Below are 18,857 nucleotides of genomic sequence, written 5' to 3'. Positions count from 1 at the left end.
GCCGGCTCCTTCGCATCCTGGCAATCCGTGGCGCCGGCCAGCGGCCGGCACTACCGGTCTGCCAACACCCGCGCGATTACCGGTATGCGACCGCCAATGCCCCCGCGGTGACCCGTACCGGCCGCGCGTGCTCGTCCATGTGCAGCGTCACCGACTTGCCATCGGCCAGCGACGCGGCCACGGCCACGCTCGCGCCGAGGTCGTGCGCCATCTCCTCGCGGGTCACATCGTCATGCGGCAGCCGGCGCTCCTTGCCGGTGAACCGCATGCGGTTGTACTCGGCCCAGGCGATCAGCAGCGCCGCGCAGCACACCAGCATCACCGGCAGCGCGATCACCACGAACGGATCGACCGTCTGCTTCTGTTCGTAAAGCTGCGCCCACGCCATCCGCCCGCCGAGCAGCCACGAGATCAGCGTTACCAGCGGTGCCCACAGGTAGAAGTAGAACGCCCAGAAGGCGATGGTCACAAAGCCCCAGGCGGTGCGCTGCAGGCGCGGTTGCTGGCGCGGTTTCTGGATCAGCCGCGAATCGAAGCGGCGGGTGGATTTGACGGTGTTCATCGGATACCCCGGTCAGGACTGACCCAGACCGCGCGCTTGCCACGACGTTTGAACAACGTCTTGGGGAACGCCACCAGGGTCGTGAACAGACTGATGAGCCAGTACGCCATCGGGTACCAGATCACCCAGAAGTAGTTACGTCCAATATGCGTTTCGTAACGGCGGTCGATGATCAGGCTGCTGGCGAACTGCATCAGGCAGACCAGGGCCAGGATCACGCCATGCCACTGCGGCAACAGCGTGGCGATGTACAGCTCCGGCGGCAGCACCATGAACTTGCCCACCGCCCACAGCACGATGATCGCCAGCATCGTGTAGGCCCACAGCACGCTGAGGATGTACTCCAGCAGCACGCCCCACATGCGGCGCTTGCGCCAGTGGAACAGCGAGCCGCCATGCCGCAGCAGCACTTCCACACCGCCCTGGGCCCAGCGCAGGCGCTGCCGCCACAGCCCTTTCAAGGTTTCCGGCATCAGGATGAAGCACAGCGCATTGGGCTCGTAACGGATGTCCCAATGGTCCAGCTGCAGGCGCCAGCTGATGTCGATGTCCTCGGTCACCATGTCATCGGACCAGTAACCGATCCGGTGAAGGGCCGTGCGACGGAACGCGGCGATCACCCCGGAGATGGTGAAGATGCGCCCGTACACCCGCTGCGCCCGCTTGATCATGCCGATGATCGAGGAGAACTCGGCCACCTGCAGCCGGCCAAGCAGGGTGGAGCGGTTGCGGATGCGCGGGTTGCCGGTGACCGCGCCCACGCGCGGGCCCGAGGTCAGGTGCCACACCATCCAGTGCGTGGCGTACTCCTCCAGCATCGCATCGCCATCGATGCATACCAGGAACTCCGAACGTGCCGCCAGCGCGCCCATGCGCAGCGCATTGGCCTTGCCCAGGTTGCGGTCCAGGTGCACCACCCGCAGCCGCGGGTGCAGGGCGGCCAGGGCATCCAGCCGCGCGCCGGTATCGTCGCTGCTGCCATCGTTGATGGCGATGACTTCGAAATCCGGGTAATTCTGCTTGAGCGCCGAGCCAATCGTGTCGTCCAGATTCTCCGCTTCGTTGTGGCAGGGGATCAGGATCGAGGCGAACGGATAGACATCCATCGGCGGCGGGTCATCACGGTCACGGGCCTTTCGCTCGCGCCGGAAGAAGTAATACAGGCCGCCGGACATCCAGAAGAACGCCATCACCATCGGGTAGAAGAAGGCGAACTGGAACAGCGCGTAGAGAAGAGGATGCATGGCGACCTCACTTTTCCTCGTACGGGAAGCTGCGGGCCGACATGGCCGCGCGGGCGTCATACGTGGAGGGACGTCCGGCGATGAAATCATCCGGATACCAGGCGAAATGACGCACGCCCTGCGCCTGTAGACGACGGATCTGCGCGCGCAGGCGGTCGCCGGGGATCGGCTTGCTGGTGCGCCAGTCCAGCGTCTGCAGCTCGAACATCGTCTGCGACAACTGCGGATCGTGCTGCTTCACCGCCACCACCAGCCGGTCCAGCCAGCGTTCCGGGCTGCGGCTGCCTTCCATCCACGGCATCGCCATCAGGGCGGTGTGGTCGTAGGCCTTGTTGAACAGGTCCAGGCGCTGGGCGAACCAGCCGGCGCTCTGCGGTTCCAGAACGGGCTGGGCATACAGGTTGCGCACGGTCCCCAGTTTCGGCCGCCAGCGTTGCGCGGCGTTGCGCAGCTCCAGGGTGAAGTCGATCAGCGCCTGTGTACGTGCGCCATCCTCGCCTTCGGGCGGCAACTGGGTCAGCTCGGTGTCGCGCAGGTAGGCGTCATCGTGGAAGAGCAGGCCCTCGAAGTACGAGTTGATCGCCAGGTCTTCGTAGATGTCATCGATGATCCTGCGGACCTGCGGCCGGGTGAAGTCCAGCCGGAAGATGCCGTCGCTTTCCGGGCTCTCGATGGCCAGGGCTTTGCGGATGGCCGGGTCCTTGAGCTCGTAACCCAGCACCGGCAGCCACGCGAACACCTTCACCCCGGCGCGGGTCTTGAGCTGCCACGCCACGCGGTTGAACAGGTCCGCACGCACCGGCAGATGCCGGTTGGGGAAGTACAGCGCATCAGCCGAGCCATTGCCGTCCGGATCGGCGAAGGCCTGCAGGAACACGTGGGTCGGGCCGATCTTCTTGACCCGGTCGATCAGCGCATCCAGGTTCTTGCCCTGTTGCACCGGGTCGGCATCGTAGACGGCATCCAGGTCGATCTGCAGCGCACGCATGCCATCGCGTTCCACATCCCGGCGCAGTTCGTAGGCCAACTGCACCACGGTCGGGTTGTTGGTCACCAGCAGGCGCGCCAGGCCATGCAGATCGGCTTTGACCGGCGTACTGCGCCCTTCCAGGTCGAACGACACCGGCATGCCCAACTGCTCGGCGATATCGTTGCTCAACGCGTTGTAGGCGGCGTACGGCCATACGATCGCCTTCGGGGTGACCCCGACATTGCGCTCGATGCGCTCCACGCTGCGGCCCAGGTCGGCGCGCAGGCGGGCTTCGTACTCGGCCGCGGTTTCATAGGCTTTGCGGGTCGGGTCGTAGATGCGCGTGATCACCGCCGGCGTGGAGTTGCCCTGCGGGTTGGACTGCACGCCATGGTGCAGATTGTCGGTGTGGCTGGCCAGTTCGATCAGCCCGCTCTTCTGCATCTCGCGCAGCTGCGCCTAGGTCAGGAAATCATCGCGGGTGAACGGGCGGTAGCCGTAATCGATCTGGCGCCCGGCCGGCATGTCCACGTAATCGGTGATCACGGCGACCAGCGCCGGATAGTTGTAGGCGCGCAGCAACGGGAAGACCTTGCTGTACACGCTGCGCAGCCCGTCATCGAAGGTCAGCAGCACCGGCTTGGGCGGCAGCGGGGTGCCACCCTGCGAGGCAGTGATCAACTGCGACAGCGACACCGGGTGGTAGCCATGCGCGGACAACCAGTCCAGGTGCGCAGCAAAGTTCTGCGTGCTGACGGCATACGCATCCGGGTCGCCGCGCTCGGCCACCTCGTCACGGATGTCGTGGTAGCTGAGCACCAGCAGGCCGTTGTCGGCGGCATCGAGTGCGGCCGGCGGCTGCTGTGCCTGTGCCGGCAGCACCACGGTGAGCAGGGCCAGCAACAGCCAGTGGGTCCAACGCTTCAAGTCCATGTGCCGCATGTCATTCTCCCCACCGCAGGCCGGCATCCAGGCCGATATGTCGTTCACGCTGTCCGTCATAGACCGGTCGCGACCAGCGGATGCCGTACTCGAAAATGCGGCCTTCGCCGAGCTGCCACTCGTGGCGGTACTCGGCCGAAGGCACGATCGCGCTGCCATAGCCCTGCTGCCAGTACTGCCCCACCGAGACCGTCAGGCGATGGCGGAAGTGGCGTTCGTAGTGACGCCACAGTTGTTGGTCCACGCGCAGCCCGATCTCCACCGAGTGGTCCTCGGATGGGTTGAAGTAGGGCACGTCGTCGCGGCTGCCGCGGCTGGCGTACAGGCTGCCCAGGCCATCCACGAACACGGTCGGCCGGGTCATCAGGCGTTGTTTGATGGCGGTGCTGACGGTATCGCGGCGATTACCGTCGTCGTAGCGGAACTGACTGGCGCCCAGGCTCCAGTGAGTACGTTCATCGCGGCGATAGTCGGCTGCCAGCGCAATGCTGTCGGCGGTGATGCCTGAGACGCGCGCCTGCATCGAGGCATCCGGATCATTGCGTGCGGCGGTGATGCCGGCATGCCATTGATCGCTGAACTGCCAGCCGAACCCGGCACTGAGGCCGGTATCGCCGATGTGGTCGTTGGCGCGGTTGACGAAGGCTTCGGCATCGGCACGCCCGTAGCGGTAACGGGTGCCCACGCCGATCCGCAGCGGGTCGATGGTCTGGTCCTGGAAATCCACACTGCGCCGATCGGCGAACGCGACCAGGCGCCAGCGGTCGTCCAGCACCGGCGACTGCACTTCAACGCCGTAGCGGCCGTCATCGTTGCCCAGCGGTGACGCACCGCCACCGCCGGAGCTGCGCCCGCCTTCGGCGTAGGCATGCCACTGCCAGCCACGGTGCGCGCGCCAGCTGCGGTCCATGCGCTGCACGGAGGGCTGGTTGGGGTAGGCAGCGAGCAGCGTGTCGTGGATGGGGCGCGCGAGGTCATCGCGCTGCACCTGCACGTAGGCGTCGTACTGGCCCAGCCGCGCCGGTACGTCGCGCGGGTCCAGCGTGTTGGCCATGCTGTAGCGCTCCAGCGCCCGCCGTGGCCAGCCACGCATCAGGTAGATGTTGCCCAGCGAGGATTGCGAGCCGGTATTGCCTGGCCCGATCTCGACCATCTTCTCCAGATCGCGCTGCGCAGTGGGCAGGTCGCCACTGTAGGCACGCACCATGGCCAGGTTGAGGTCGGCCTCGTAGCGCGGCCAGTTCGGATAGGGTGCCTTGGCACCGTTGGCCCAGCGCCACGCGGGCTCATCGGCCTGCCACTTCTTCAGCAGGGCGATCGCGGTGTCGGCCTGCTCGTCCTCCAGATACGCATAGGCCAGTTCCGAACGCGCCTGCGGCAGCGACGGGTCAGCCTTGAGTGCGGCTTCCAGCACCGGGATCGCCTCGGCCGGATGCTGCGTGGCCATCAGCGAATCGCCGACGGCGGCCAGCAGATAGTTCGGCACCGGGTGGCCCTCGGCGAGCAGCGTGCGGTACTCCTCGCGAACCTGCGCATGGCGGCCCAGCCGGTTGAGCAGGATCAGCCGGTCATGGCGGATCCGCAGCGGCGCCTGCTGCACGGTGGTGCCATCGCGTTCGAGGTACTGCTGCATCTGCACCAGCGCGGCATCGGCTTCATCCAGGCGGGTGTCCTCGCTGGGGCCATAGGCCAGGCTCCAGCCCACCAGCTTGGCCAGGTAATTGCCTTCCAGCCGTTCTTTCTGTGCCGCATCGAACAGGGTGGGGCGCGCCAGGTACAGCTGCCAGGCGCGGTGCGCGTTGCCGATGTCCGCCAGGGTCAGCACCTGCAGGCGATACAGCAATGCGTCGTCGGGCGACTGCACCCGTGCCCGCTCGATCGCCGCCAGTGCATCCAGCCATTGGGCATGGTCCCGGAACTGGCCGATCTCGGCCAATGCGTTGTCCCGCGCAGTGGCTGCAGCCGCCGGAGCGGAAAAAGCGAGTGTCGCGCATGCCAGGCCGACGCAGAGCGCCAGCGGCCGATGGTCGTACATGGAACCCCCCTTGGAGCATCCTTTCAAAGGTGTGTTGCGTCAAAAGTGTGACGCACATCACATGCCAATCGTGCCTGACTGCGCAGTTGTTGCCAAATCGTTAAGACGCGGGTACGACCCATCAGCCCCGGGGTGGAACCCGGAGGGGAGAGGCAAGTCATTGAATCGCTACAGATTCAGGCCATGTCGCAGCCAAGGACGGCGCACTGCATCGCGATGAAGCTGTTCAGCCGGCTGGCGACGCCAGAGGCTCCGAACGCTGCCCGGTGCAGCCCACCGGGTCAGTTAGCGACACGCTACGTCAGCAGTTGCGCACAACGCGTGTAGATGGACGCGCCAGCGGCGTTTACCACTGGTCTTCGAGCTTCTGCGGTTTGCAGGCGACCCATGAGGCGCACAACAGCACCACCGCGCACAGCACCAGGAAAGCAAACGGCAGGTGCCAGCCGTTGCTGACGGCATGCAGCCAGCCGAACAGGAACGGGCCCAGGCAGCTGAAGGCATAGCCCACGCCCTGCATGAAGCCGGACAACGCGGCAGAGCCGGCGGGCGTGCGGGTACGCAGGTTGATCAGGGTCAGCGCCAGCGGGAAGGTGGACGGCCCGATGCCGAGCAGCACCGCCCACAGCCACGGGGCCTTCATCGGCGCGAACAACAGGCCGGCGAAGGCGATCAGGAACGCGCTGAAGCCGATCAGCACCAGCCCGAACGGGTTGCGCAGGCGCACGGCCAGGGCCGGCATGGTCAGCGACGGCAGCAGGCCGCAGGCCGCGAAGATGGCCACCATGATGCCGCCGAAGGCCGGCGTCGCACCGGCTTCGACCACGATCCGCGGCAGCCAGGTGAACATCGAGTACGTCATCAGCGAGGTCATGCCGAACATCAGCGTCATGCCCCAGGCCAGCGGGGTTTTCCAGACCTTGCCGTGCGGCGCGCTGGACGGATCGTTGGCCGCGCTGATCGTGTCCGGGTGCGGCCGTGCACGCGAGAGCATCAGCCACGGCAGCGCCGCGGCCAGCGACATCAGCGCCCAGATGCCCAGCGACACACGCCAGCCCGCCTGCTGCGCGACCGGGACCGCCAGCAGGGCCGGCATCATCGTGCCGATCTGCAACACGGTGATGTAGAGCGTGCTCATGGTGCCCACGCGGTTGGCGAAGTAGCGCTTCACCAGCGGCGGTACCACCACGTTGCCGATGCCCATGCCGGCCAGCGCCACCACCGAGCCGAACAGCAGGCTGCCCACGCCGCCGGCCATCGACCGCAGCAGCAGCCCTACGGTGGCCAGGCTCATGGCCAGCAGGGCGGTCCGTTCCAGGCCCAGGCGACGCGCCACTGCCGGGGTGGTCACGCCGAACAGGGCGAACGCTGCGGTCGGCAGCATGCCAAGCACGCCGGTCATGGTGGTGCCGAAGCCGAAGGTCTGGCCGAGCACATCCAGCAGCGGGGTCAGTGAGGTGACCGCGGTGCGCAGGTTCAACGCGGCCAGCAGGATCGCGGCGAATGCAAGAAGGCGCCCGTGCAGCAGGGACTGGGACGGTGGGGTGGGGTGAGTCATCTGCATGTTTCCTGACAGGTGGCGCACCGCGGCCATGCCGGCGCGCGGGTGCAACGGCAGAGACCGGCCAGTGGCCGGCAGCTGCGGGGTAGGGGACTGGGCCGCTGCCGTAAGCAGGGCCAGGACTGGGCATTGTACGGGTTCGATCCCGACAGGTCGCGCAGGGTGGGGCGAGGTGATGCCGTGCCGACGCGACAGGCCCGGCCGCGGGAACGATGCCGCGCCGCGCGCAGTGCGGGGCGCTACGTGTGAAAACGCCTTCACAACAAGGGCCACGCGGTCCCCTTCCATGTGCGCTGCGTCAAAAAAATGACTATTTAGGAAAATCCCTACAAGCGAGCGGGTAGTTCTCTTACGGGGTGGGTGGGGTTTTTGACGGTTCTCATGTCGCGAATAGCTCTTAAATTGGCGGGCCTCCATAGGGGCGGTCTATAGCGAACGATGGTTCGTGCCAGCCCACGTTCGAGATCCTGCATGCCAAACACCGTACTACCCACCCCGGCTCGCGCCGGTTCCCATGGCGCTTCCCGGCGCACCCTCCTTCTGGCCCCGCTGGCGGCCGCGCTGGCCCTGGTCTATCTGCCGGCCAGTGCCCAGCAGCTGCCCGCCCCCGATCAGGAGCTGCTTCGCCAGCAGGAGCGCGAACGCGCCCTGCGCGAGCAGCTTGAAACCCGGCCCGATGCACGTCTTCAGGACGCACCGGTGGCCGCACCGGAGCGGCTGCCCCAGGACGAAGCACCCTGCTTCGTGATCAACCGGATCACCCTGGAAGGCGAGCAGGCCGACCGTTTCCAGTGGGCGTTGCCCGCAGCCAACGTCAAAGGCGATCCGGCGCTCGGCCGCTGCCTGGGCACCGCCGGCATCAACGTGGTGATGTCGCGGGTACAGAACGCGATCGTCGAGCGCGGCTACGTCACCACGCGCGTGTTGGCCCAGCCGCAGGACCTCACCACCGGCACGCTGGCACTGACCGCGGTGCCCGGCACGCTCCGCCAGATCCGTTTCGCAGAGGGCACCCATCGCGACGCCACCCTGTGGAACGCGATCCCGGCACGCAGTGGCGACCTGCTCAACCTGCGCGATATCGAACAGGGGCTGGAGAATTTCAAGCGCGTGCCGACCGCCGAGGCCGACATCCAGATCAGCCCGGCCGAAGGCGCCGACGCCGCACCTGGCCAGAGCGACCTGGTGGTGCAGTGGTCGCAGCAACGGCTGGTCCGCTTCAACCTCAGCCTGGACGATTCCGGCAGCAAGGCCACCGGCAAGACCCAGGCCGGTGCGACGATGTCGCTGGACCACGCGCTGCGCCAGAACGACCTGTTCTACGTCAACCTGAACCATGACGTGTTCAGCGGCGGCAAGCGCGGCACCAAGGGCTTCACCTTCCACTACTCCGTGCCGGTCGGCTACTGGCTGTTCGGCGCCACGCGCAGCGGCTACGAGTACGAGCAGACCGTGGCCGGCAACCAGCAGTCGTATCTCTACAGCGGCGAGAGCTACAACGCCGAAGTGCGGGCTACGCGCCTGCTGTTCCGCAACGCGAGCAGCAAGACCAGCATGTACCTGCGTGCCTGGGAGCGCGACTCGCGCAACTTCATCGACGACACCGAAATCCTGGTCCAGCGCCGGCGCACGGGCGGCTGGGAGCTCGGCCTGAACCACCGTCACTTCATCGGCCAGGCCACGCTCGATGGCACTGTCGGCTTCCGCCGTGGCACCGGGGCCTTCGGCTCGATCGCAGCGCCCGAGGAGCTGTTCGGTGAAGCCACCTCGCACCCGAAGATCTACTTCGCCGACGCGCAGCTGAGCCTCCCGTTCCAGCTCGGCCAGCAGCGCCTGCGCTACACCGGCAGCTGGCGAGCGCAATGGAACCGTGGCGGGCTGGTGCCGCAGGACCGCTTCGCGATCGGCGGCCGCTACACCGTGCGCGGCTTCGATGGCGAGATGTCGCTGATGGGCGAGCGCGGCTGGTTGATCCGCAACGACATCGGCCTGGCCCTGGGCGGCGGGCAGGAATTCTACGTCGGCGCCGATTACGGCCATGTCGGCGGCAGCGCCACGCAATGGCAGGTAGGCAATGACCTGGCGGGCAGCGTGATCGGCCTGCGTGGGTCGTATCGCGGCCTGTACTGGGACGGCTTCGTCGGCGCCCCGCTGAAGAAGCCCTCTGGTTTCCAGAACGCCTACACCGTCACCGGATTCACCCTGAGCTGGTCGTTCTGATTTCAGTGCGGGCGCGTTCGCGCCGCACCGACCGCACGCATACAAAGGAATTGTCATGAACAAGCATCTGTACCGCCTCGTGTTCAACCACGCCCTCATGCTCTGGCAGGTCGCTGCGGAGATCACCCCGCGCCCCGGCGGCGCCGGTACCGGGCAGGATGGCGATCGCACGGCGGCACTGCGCCCGATGGCGTTCGCGCTGTGGGTGATGCTGGGCTGGGTAGGCGTAACCGGCCTGGCGGCGGCGCAGGTGGTCGCGGACCCGAATGCCCCCGGGAACCAGCGCCCGACCGTGCTGGAAACCGCCAACGGCACGCCGCAGATCAATATCCAGACGCCGAGTGCTGCCGGTGTTTCGCGCAACACCTACCAGCGCTTCGATGTCGACCAGCAGGGCGCCATCCTCAACAACTCACGCGGCAATACGCAGTCGCAGCTCGGTGGCTGGGTGCAGGGCAATCCGTGGTTGGCCGGCGGCACCGCACGGGTGATCCTCAACGAGGTCAATGGCGCCAACCCGAGCCAGCTGCGCGGCTATGTGGAAGTGGCCGGCGACCGCGCGCAGGTGGTGATCGCCAACCCGGCCGGCATCGATTGCGATGGCTGCGGCTTCATCAACGCCAACCGCATCACCCTCACCACCGGCACCCCGATGTTCAATGGCGGCGCGCTGGAGGGATACCGCGTGCAGGGCGGAGCGATCCACATCTTCGGTGCCGGCATGGATGCCAGCCGGGTCGACTACACCGATCTGATCGCACGCTCGGTGCAGCTCAATGCGGGCCTGTGGGCGCAGCAGCTGCAGGTCACCACCGGCGCGAACACGGTGAGCGCCGATCTGGGCCGCGTGCAGGCGCAGGCCGCCGAAGGCAATGCGCCGCAGTACGCGCTCGATGTGGCCCAGCTGGGCGGCATGTACGCCAACAAGATCCTGCTGATGGGCACCGAGCACGGCGTGGGCGTGCGCAACGCGGGCAACCTCGGGGCGCAGACCGGCGAACTGGTCGTGACTGTCGATGGCCGGCTGGAAAACACCGGCAAACTGCAGGCGCGCGACGATACGCGTATCGCTGCCAGCGGCGGTGTGCGCAACGAAGGGCTGGTCAGTGCCGGGCGTGAACTGAACCTGCGCACCGGTCAGGATCTGGACAACACGGGTGGCCAGCTCAATGGTACCCGTCTGGACCTGGAGGCGGCGTCGCTGGTCAACCGCGGCGGCAGCATCGAACAGGCTGGCGTGCAGGCCCTGGCGGTGCAGAGCGGGCGCCTGCAGAACCGTGACAAGGGCAGCATCGGCGCACTGGCCCGGCAGGACGGTACGACGCCGACCTCACCGGGCGATGGCGACGGCACGGGCAGCCCGGGCACGGGAACCGGCAACGGAAACGGTGGCACCGATGGCAGCACCCCGGGCTCGACACCGCCGGCCACCGCGCCGCTCGCACAGGGCCGCGTGATGATTGCCGGCGTGCTCGACAACGATGCCGGCGCGGTCCTTGCCGGGGGTGATATCGATCTGCGCGCGGGCGACGTGGACAACGACGGCGGTCGCCTCGGGGTGCGCGATCTGGCCGTGGAGGGGGGCGGCCTGTCCAACCGGCAGGGCGAGCTGACCACGGGGCGCGACCTGCTAGTGCAGGGCCAGGCGCTGAACAACGACGCCGGCGTCATGAACGTCGGCGGCGCGCTGGATGCGCGCACCGCGCAGCTGTCCAACCGCAGCGGCACGATCGCCCACAGCGGCAGCGCACCTGCGCAGCTGCAGGTGGCGGGCACGTTCGACAACACCGGCGGCAGTCTCGCCAGCAACGCTGCCGCGCTGGCACTGACCAGCGCGGTGCTGGTGAACACCGATGGCAAGCTGATGCACGCCGGCAGCGACGGCCTGCAGCTCACCACCGGCATGCTGGACGGCCAGCGCGGCGAGATCGCCACGGCCGGGACACTCACCCTGCGCGCAGGGACGGTCGATCACCGCCAGGCGGAACTGCAGGCCGGCACGCTCGATGTCCAGGTTGATACGCTCGACAACCGTGGCGGCCAGCTGCTGGCCACGGGCAGCGAGGGCAACCGTATCGGGGCGACGAGTGCACTGGACAACGACGGCGGCACGCTCGCCAGCAACGGCGATCTGGCCATCGATACCACCTTGCTGCGCAACGCGGGCGGCCAGGTGCAGCAGGCCGGCAGCGGCCGTTTGGATATCAACGCCACAACGCTGGCCGGGGCGGGCGGCAAACTGCTGAGCAATGGCGCGCTGCAGCTGCAGGGGCAGGCGATTGATGTCTCCGGTGGCATCACCTCGGCGGCGCGCATGGCGATCGATGCAGGGCAGCTGGACAACCGTCGTGGCGAACTGATCGCCACCGGCACCGACGCGCTGGCCCTGCGGGTGACCAACGCGCTACTCAACGACAACGGCCAGATCATCGGTAACGGTGCGCTCGCCGTACAGGCCGGGAGCCTGGCCAACCGCGACGGCAAGCTGCTGGCGGCAGGTGAGGCGGCCTCCACGCTGCAGGTGAGCGGCGCGATCGACAACCAGCGCGGGACGCTGGCCAGTGCCGGTGATCTGAGCCTTCGGGCCGGCCAGCTGGACAACCAGGCCGGCACGGTCCAGGCGGCCGGCGACAGTGCATTGCAGCTGGACGTGGACGGCCTGCTCGACAATCGCCAGGGCGGCCTGGTCGCCTCCGGCGGTGCGCAGCAGCTGCGCGCCGGCAGCCTCGACAACCGCGGCGGCACCGTCAACGCGGGCGATACGCTGGACGTGGCGGTGACGCAGGCGCTGGACAACAGCGCCGGCACCGTCGCTGCCAACGGCACGCTGCAGGTGCAGGCCGGCCGCATCGTCAACCGTGACGCCGGCACGCTGGCGTCCATCGAGGGCGATGTCACGCTCGACAGCGCGAGCGATATCGACAACACCGCCGGTGTGATCCAGGCCGAACGTGCGCTCTCGGTCGCCAGCCAGGGACTGGCCAACGTGCGCGGCACCCTGGCCGGTGCATCCCTTGCACTGGACACCGGCCTTGGCAGCGTGGACAACAGTGAGGGCATCATCGCCGCCACCGCCGGCACGCTGGATGCCCGCAGTGGTGCGCTGGAGAACCGCGCTGGCCTGCTGCAGTCCAGTGCGGCGATGCGCATCGATACCCACGGCCAGCAGCTGGGCAATACCGACGCGGGCGCGCGCGGTGGCATCGTCAGCGGTGCCGGGCTGACCCTGCGTGCCGGTGAGCTGGACAATCGTGCCGGCCTTGTCCAGGCGCAGACGGCGCTGGACGCGCGGCTGGCCACGCTGGACAACCGCAGCGGCGGGCAGGTCGGCAGCGGGGCCTCACTGCTGCTGCAGGCGCAGCGCGTGGATAACAGCGGCGGCCGCCTGCAGGCGAGCGAGAATCTGACGCTGGATTTGAGCGGTGAGCTGGTCAACCAGGCCGGCCTGGCCGTGGCCGGTGGCGATCTGGTCGCCCATGCCGCGCGCATCGACAACCGCGCCACCGCTGGCGGCAGCACTGCACTCGGCCTGCAGGGCGGCAGCGTGGATCTCGCCGCCGCGCAGATCGACAACAGCACCGGCATGATCGCCGCCGACCAGCACATCGCACTGCAGGCCGGCGATGCACTGTTCAACCAGCAGGGGCTGGTGTCCTCGGCGGGCAGTCTGGACGTGCGCGCCGGCCAGGTCGGCAACGCCGATGGCACGCTGCTGTCGGCGGGCAACCAGGCGCTGCATGCCAACGCACTCAATGGCACCGGCCGGGTGTTGTCGCAGGGCGATCTGGTGCTGGCCTTGCAGCAGGATTACCGCAACGATGGCCAGATCACCGCCAATGGCAAGGCCACGGTCTCCACGCAGGGGCTGTGGACCAACGCGGGCAAGGTGCAGGCCGGTGATCTGGCGCTGCACGCACGCCAGATCGACAACCTCGCCAGCGGCGAGATCAGCGGCATCCGCACCCAGGTGCGCGCCGATGGCGTGCTCGGCAACCGCGGGCTCATCGACGGTGTGGATACCCGCATCGATGCCGATGTGATCCTCAACGTTGGCACCGGCCGCATCTATGGCGACCGCCTGTCGATCGGTGCCACGACCCTGGTCAACAGTGATGAAACGCTGGAGGGCGTCACCCGCGCAGCCACCATTGCTGCGCGTGAGCGCCTGGACATCGGCGCCGGCACCGTGGTCAACCGCGAGCAGGCGCTGATCTTCAGTGCCGGCGGTGGCGACAATGCACTCAACATCGGCGGTGCGCTGGATGCGCAGGGCCATGCAGTCGGTCGCGCCGGCTCGGTGCACAACGCCAGCGCGACCATCGAGTCGCTGGGTGGCTTGAGTATCGATGCCACGCGCCTGCTCAACAGCAACGAGCATTTCGCCACCACTGAAGTGATGGTGGTGGGCCCGACCAAGAAGCTGTACATCCAGCCCAAGGGCACGCCCGGCATGCATGATGCCAGCGAGTTCACCTGGTCCAGCTGGAGCCGTGCCGGCAAGTACTGGTGGAAGAACGGCAACGGCGACGTCAAGGACTGGACCCAGTACGACGTCACCCACACCGAGTACGAAACCCAGGTCACCTCCAGCGCGCCGGGTCGCATCATTTCCGGCGGCAACATGACGCTGCGTGGCGATGAGCTGATCAACGACAAGAGCCAGATCCTGGCCGGCGGCGCGTTGCTGGGCGATCTTGGCAACCTCCGCAACATCGACGCATTCGGCGAGTACCGGGTGCACGAGGAAGGCACCAGCCAATACACCTACAGTCGCTGGCGCGGTGGTTTCAAGCGCTATCACGAGCGCAAGTGGGACCGGAAGATCGCCTATCGCCCGGCCGATGAAGTGCGCACCATCAATCTGGGCGTGACCCGGACGGCCGAGCACACCCGCGACGGTGGCAGCGGCTACCAGGTGGGCGGGGTCAGCACCGGTTCCGTCGGTGGGCAGGTCGGGGGTGCGGCCGGTGCCGGTGCCGTGGGTGGGCAGCGCCAGGTGACCGAAGTCAGCGCCAGCGTGGCCTCGCTGGCCGGTCCCGGCAGCACGGCGGGCACCGGTGCGCAGGGCGCGGCGGGCAACCAGCCGACCGTGATCCGCACCATCGGCGTGGAGGCCGAACTGCCGCAGAGCAGCCTGTTCCAGAGCGGGCCGAATGCCGGCCAATACCTGGTCGAAACCGATCCGCGTTTTGCCGATTACCGCAACTGGCTCGGTTCGGAGTACCTGCTGCAGAAGATGGGCGTGGACCCGGCCAACGTGCAGAAGCGGTTGGGCGATGGGTTCTACGAACAGAAGCTGGTCCGCGATCAGGTCGCCCAGCTCACCGGCCGCCGCTTCCTGGATGGCTATGCCGACGATGAAGCGCAATACCGCGCGCTGCTCGACAATGCGGCCACCATCGCCGACGCATGGGGCCTGCGCCCCGGCGTGGCGCTGACCCCGGCACAGATGGCCCAGCTCACCAGCGACATCGTCTGGCTGGTCGAGCAGCGCGTCACCCTGGCCGATGGCAGCACCACCACCGCGCTGGTCCCGCAGGTGTATGTTCGCGTGCGACCCGGCGATATCGACGGCACCGGCACGCTGCTGGCCGGCCGCTCGGTGGAGCTGAACCTGCGCGGCGATCTGGTCAACAGTGGCACCATCGCTGGCCGCACCGCGGTGAAGATCGACGCGCAGAACCTGCGCAACCTGGACGGCCGCATCAGCGGTGACACGGTCAGTGCCAACGCGCGTACCGATCTGGACAACCTAGGCGGCCTGATCGATGCGCGCAGCGTGCTGGTCGCCAGCGCCGGCCGTGATCTGAACCTGGTCACCACCACCCGCAGCGGTCAGAACACCGCGGGGTTGAGCGACTTCAGCAGGACCAACATCGACCGCGTGGCCGGGTTGTTCGTGAGTGAGGCTGGTGGCACGCTGCTGGCGAGCGCGGTGCGTGATGTTCGTCTTGACGGAGCCGAGATCGTCAACGCGGGCTCCGGTGGGCAAACGGTGATCGCCGCCGGTCGCGACCTGTCACTGGGCACCGTACGGGAGGCGCGGCAGGAGAACAACGTGCGCAATGCCGACAATTATCTGCGCAGCGGGTACAGCCGTGGCGTTGGTACCAATGTCCGGACTGTCGGCGATGTCCAGCTGCAGGCAGGTCGGGACATGGAGTTGCAGGCAGCGACGGTCAACAGCGCCGAGGGTGCCCTGGTCGCGGTGGCGAGCGGCAACCTCAACATCGGGGTGTCCGAAGACAGTTACAACTGGAGCGAGGGTCGAAAGCACCGGCATAGCGGCCTGCTCAACACCACGACCCGCACCACCCGCGACAGCCTCGATGAAACCGTTGCCCAGGGCAGCACGGTTGGCGGGAACACAGTGGCCATCCAAGGACGCAACGTCACCATCACCGGCAGCGATGTGATCTCTGATGTCGGCACCACGATTGCCGCCGACCAGGATCTGGTGATCCAGGCCGCTCGCGAATCGGCGACGGAAAGCCACTTCAAGAAGAAGGAGCAGAGTGGCCTGATCTACAACGGTGGCGCTGCGATCACGGCCGGCACGCAGATGCAGAGCGACGACAACAAGGCCACGCGCAACACCGCGGCGGGGTCGACCGTCGGCTCGCTCGCAGGCGATGTCGTGCTGCTGGCGGGCGGGGCGTATCGCCAGATTGGCAGTGACGTCCTCGCGCCGGAGGGCGATGTGGACATCCACGCGCGTGAGGTCGCGATTCTGGAGGCCCGCGAAACGCAGACGACGGCGCAGGAGAGCAAGTTCAGGCAGGCCGGTCTCACTGTTGCGGTCACTGCGCCGGTGATCACTGCACTGCAGACCGCCGGCAACATGGCAAGTGCGACCAGCAAGACCTCTGACTGGCGTAAGCAGGCGATGGGTGCTGCGACAGCAGCGGGTGCGGTGAAGGAAGGCGTCGATGCGGTCGGCGCGGATCCAGGCGCGGCTGGCGGGTTGAACATTTCCATCACCGTGGGGGCCAGCAAGAGCGACAGCCGGACGACAACGCAGAGCGACACGGCGGCAGCGTCATCGATCCGGGCCGGCGGCGACGTCCGGATCAGTGCCACGGGCGCTGGCAACGCGTCGGATATCACGATTCAGGGCAGTGACGTAACGGCAGACGGCAACATCCGCCTCAAGGCGGACGGAGACGTCGCGCTTCTTGCGTCCCGTGACGTGATCGAGATGGAGCGCAAGAGCAGCAGCGCCAGTGGCGGCGTAGGCGTGGCCATCGCTGTGGGCTCGGGCGGTGCCAGTGCCGGCATCACGGCCAATGCCAGTGCTTCGCGGGGCAGCGGCAAGGGCGAGGACGTCTACTGGAACACGACGCACCTGACTGCAGGAGAGTCGTTGGTCATCGAATCGGGCGGCGACACCACGCTGCGTGGCGCGGTAGTTTCAGGTGAGCAGGTGGCAATGAACGTCGGTGGCAACCTGGCGGTGGAGAGTCTGCAGGATACCCACAGCTTCCACAGCAAGGACAGAACCGTCGGGGGCAGCGTCACTTTCGGTGCGGGTTTCAGTGGCAGTGCCTACATGCTCAACCAGAAGAGCGACAGTGAATTTGCCAGTGTCACCGAGCAGTCGGCCATTCGTGCGGGGGACGGCGGCTTCCAGATCAATGTGGATGGGACGACACAGCTTGTCGGTGGTGCAATCAGCTCCAGCGATGCAGCAATTGATGCCGGCAGGAATCGACTTCAGACAGCTGCACTGGTTGTCAGCGACATAGAGAACGCTTCGAGCGCGAAGGCCAGTAGCGGCGGAATCGGTGTCACCGATGAAACCTTCTCCGGCTTGTACGGCGCCACCAAGACGATCATCGGCAACAAGCTGATCCATGGCGACGCCAGTGACGGCTCGCAGGGGACAACCCGTGCGGCGATCAGCGATGGCGCTGTGTTGATCACGGATGATGAGCTCCAGCGCGCGCTGACTGGCAAGGGGGCAGAACAACAGGTGGCCGGGCTGAATCGCGACACGCTGAACGCCCATCAATCTGCCGCGCTGATGGATCTTGAGCGTCTCGAAGAGCGTGCCGCTGCGGAGCACGCGATCACCGGCGAAGCCTTCCGCCAAGGCACTGCCTGGACGACGGATCTGGTGCATAAAGCAGCGACGGAGCAAAGTCGCATTGTCCTGCAGACCTGTGAAGCGGGCGGGACCAACTGCCGTCAGACCGAACTGGCGTTGGAGGATGTCCAGGCCATTGACGGCAAGCTGTACATCTTCAACAACGGCATTTTCAACGCTGAGCCCTACGCGCTTGCCACAGGCGCGAAGCAGAACACCAATGAAGCCAACGCGTCCGGGGTGTATTACATCCTGAACCCTTACACCGGCAACAAGGTGGCCGAAGGGCTGTATGCGATGTACGACAAAGCCAATGGCATCCTGGGCAGCCTTACGGGCGTCATGCTGCCTGTGACGGCCGCATCGCAGGCCAACATTGCGCTGTTGGAGCGTGCCAGGGAGGAGGGATGGGAGTTCAATGCCGTCAATCACAGCCGCGGCAGCATGACCTTCACCAATGCGATGTTGCAGCTTCGAGGCGACGACCAGAAGATGTTCCCCATCGGCTACATCCTCTACAACGGGGCTGCAGCCAATGCACAGCAAGCGCTGGGGTTGGTCGGGTTGATTGGTGACGCCAGGGGAGAGGTATGGCAGAACACTCATCCGACGGACATCGTAGGCAGCTGGCGCGTCATTCTTGGCGGAAACCCGGCGACCTCCGAGAAGAATCAGGGCAGCTTCCCGGGGTCGCACAGTGCCTACGTGGGTTACCTGCCCGCGGACGGTACGGAGCTGCGGTCCATCACGGACAAGGTGTGGGGCATCGGTAAGATCAATCAACCTGTCAGGCAGGTCCCCAAACGTGAGGCTGAAAAACGATGATCAGGAAGTACACCTCGATGCTGGCGGCGGCCGCGCTTATCACTGTTGCCGGATGTGCCACGGCACCTGCGGCGCCGGGCCGGGTGGCCACAACGGACATTGGACCCGTTCCGGCCGGTTCCGTTCGCGTCATGCCCACCAAACAGCATTGGCGTAAGGCAGGTGCCAGCAAAGCCGACGCGGACCAGGCTCGGCAGCAATGCAGTCAGGAATTGCGGAACAATGAAGAGTACGCCGGGCTGCTGAAGGAGAGCTCGGTGATTACCAAGATCTGGCACGCTGATCGTACCGCTGCGCAGAAAAAGCGGCGCAAGGAAATTGGTACGCGGCTGAGTCAGCTGAGTGATGCGTGCATGACCGGGAAAGGATTCGAGTTCGTGCCTGGTGGGTTCCCGGTGGACTGAGTGCGGTG

7 protein-coding genes and 1 pseudogene are annotated in these 18,857 nt (G+C 66.7%); 3 read left to right on the top strand and 5 right to left on the bottom strand.

Annotated elements, in window-relative coordinates:
* Nucleotides 1-76: 76 nt before the first annotated feature.
* The 5 genes and pseudogenes from pgaD to NJD74_RS09790 all read right to left on the bottom strand — a co-directional run bounded on the left by pgaD (nt 77) and on the right by NJD74_RS09790 (nt 7,311).
* A complete protein-coding gene (pgaD, locus tag NJD74_RS09810; RefSeq protein ID WP_019182843.1) occupies nt 77-562 on the bottom strand; it encodes a poly-beta-1,6-N-acetyl-D-glucosamine biosynthesis protein PgaD in 486 nt (161 codons plus the stop codon).
* Complete coding sequence (gene pgaC / locus NJD74_RS09805) at nt 559-1,806, bottom strand: poly-beta-1,6-N-acetyl-D-glucosamine synthase (RefSeq protein ID WP_019182844.1); 1,248 nt, start codon at nt 1,804-1,806, stop codon at nt 559-561. The genes pgaD and pgaC overlap by 4 nt, the downstream gene beginning before the upstream one ends.
* 7 nt (nt 1,807-1,813) lie before the next feature.
* Nucleotides 1,814-3,709, bottom strand: a pseudogene (gene pgaB / locus NJD74_RS09800) (poly-beta-1,6-N-acetyl-D-glucosamine N-deacetylase PgaB).
* Nucleotides 3,710-3,719: 10 nt separating this feature from the next.
* Nucleotides 3,720-5,753, bottom strand: coding sequence for a poly-beta-1,6 N-acetyl-D-glucosamine export porin PgaA (gene pgaA, locus NJD74_RS09795; protein ID WP_319624068.1), 2,034 nt, complete (start codon nt 5,751-5,753; stop codon nt 3,720-3,722).
* Between the two features lie 346 nt (nt 5,754-6,099).
* Entirely contained in the window at nt 6,100-7,311 is a 1,212-nt protein-coding gene (locus NJD74_RS09790) for an MFS transporter (RefSeq protein WP_319624067.1), read from the bottom strand.
* A 474-nt stretch (nt 7,312-7,785) separates the two neighbouring features.
* Between NJD74_RS09790 and NJD74_RS09785 the strand changes: the two genes are divergently transcribed.
* The 3 genes from NJD74_RS09785 to NJD74_RS09775 are packed head-to-tail and all read left to right on the top strand — an operon-like array spanning nt 7,786 to nt 18,849.
* Nucleotides 7,786-9,534, top strand: a complete 1,749-nt coding sequence (locus NJD74_RS09785; RefSeq protein ID WP_319624066.1) for a ShlB/FhaC/HecB family hemolysin secretion/activation protein — start codon at nt 7,786-7,788, stop codon at nt 9,532-9,534.
* 55 nt (nt 9,535-9,589) lie between these two features.
* Complete coding sequence (locus tag NJD74_RS09780; protein WP_319624065.1) at nt 9,590-18,445, top strand: hemagglutinin repeat-containing protein; 8,856 nt, start codon at nt 9,590-9,592, stop codon at nt 18,443-18,445.
* The gene (locus NJD74_RS09775; protein WP_019182850.1) at nt 18,442-18,849 is read left to right on the top strand and encodes a hypothetical protein; all 408 of its coding nucleotides are present in this window, start codon (nt 18,442-18,444) and stop codon (nt 18,847-18,849) included. The genes NJD74_RS09780 and NJD74_RS09775 overlap by 4 nt, the downstream gene beginning before the upstream one ends.
* Nucleotides 18,850-18,857: the final 8 nt, after the last annotated feature.

Source organism: Stenotrophomonas sp. RG-453 (assembly GCF_033843685.1).
GTDB classification, from domain to species: Bacteria; Pseudomonadota; Gammaproteobacteria; order Xanthomonadales; family Xanthomonadaceae; genus Stenotrophomonas; species Stenotrophomonas bentonitica_A.
This window is presented reverse-complemented; position numbering and strand designations above follow the sequence as displayed.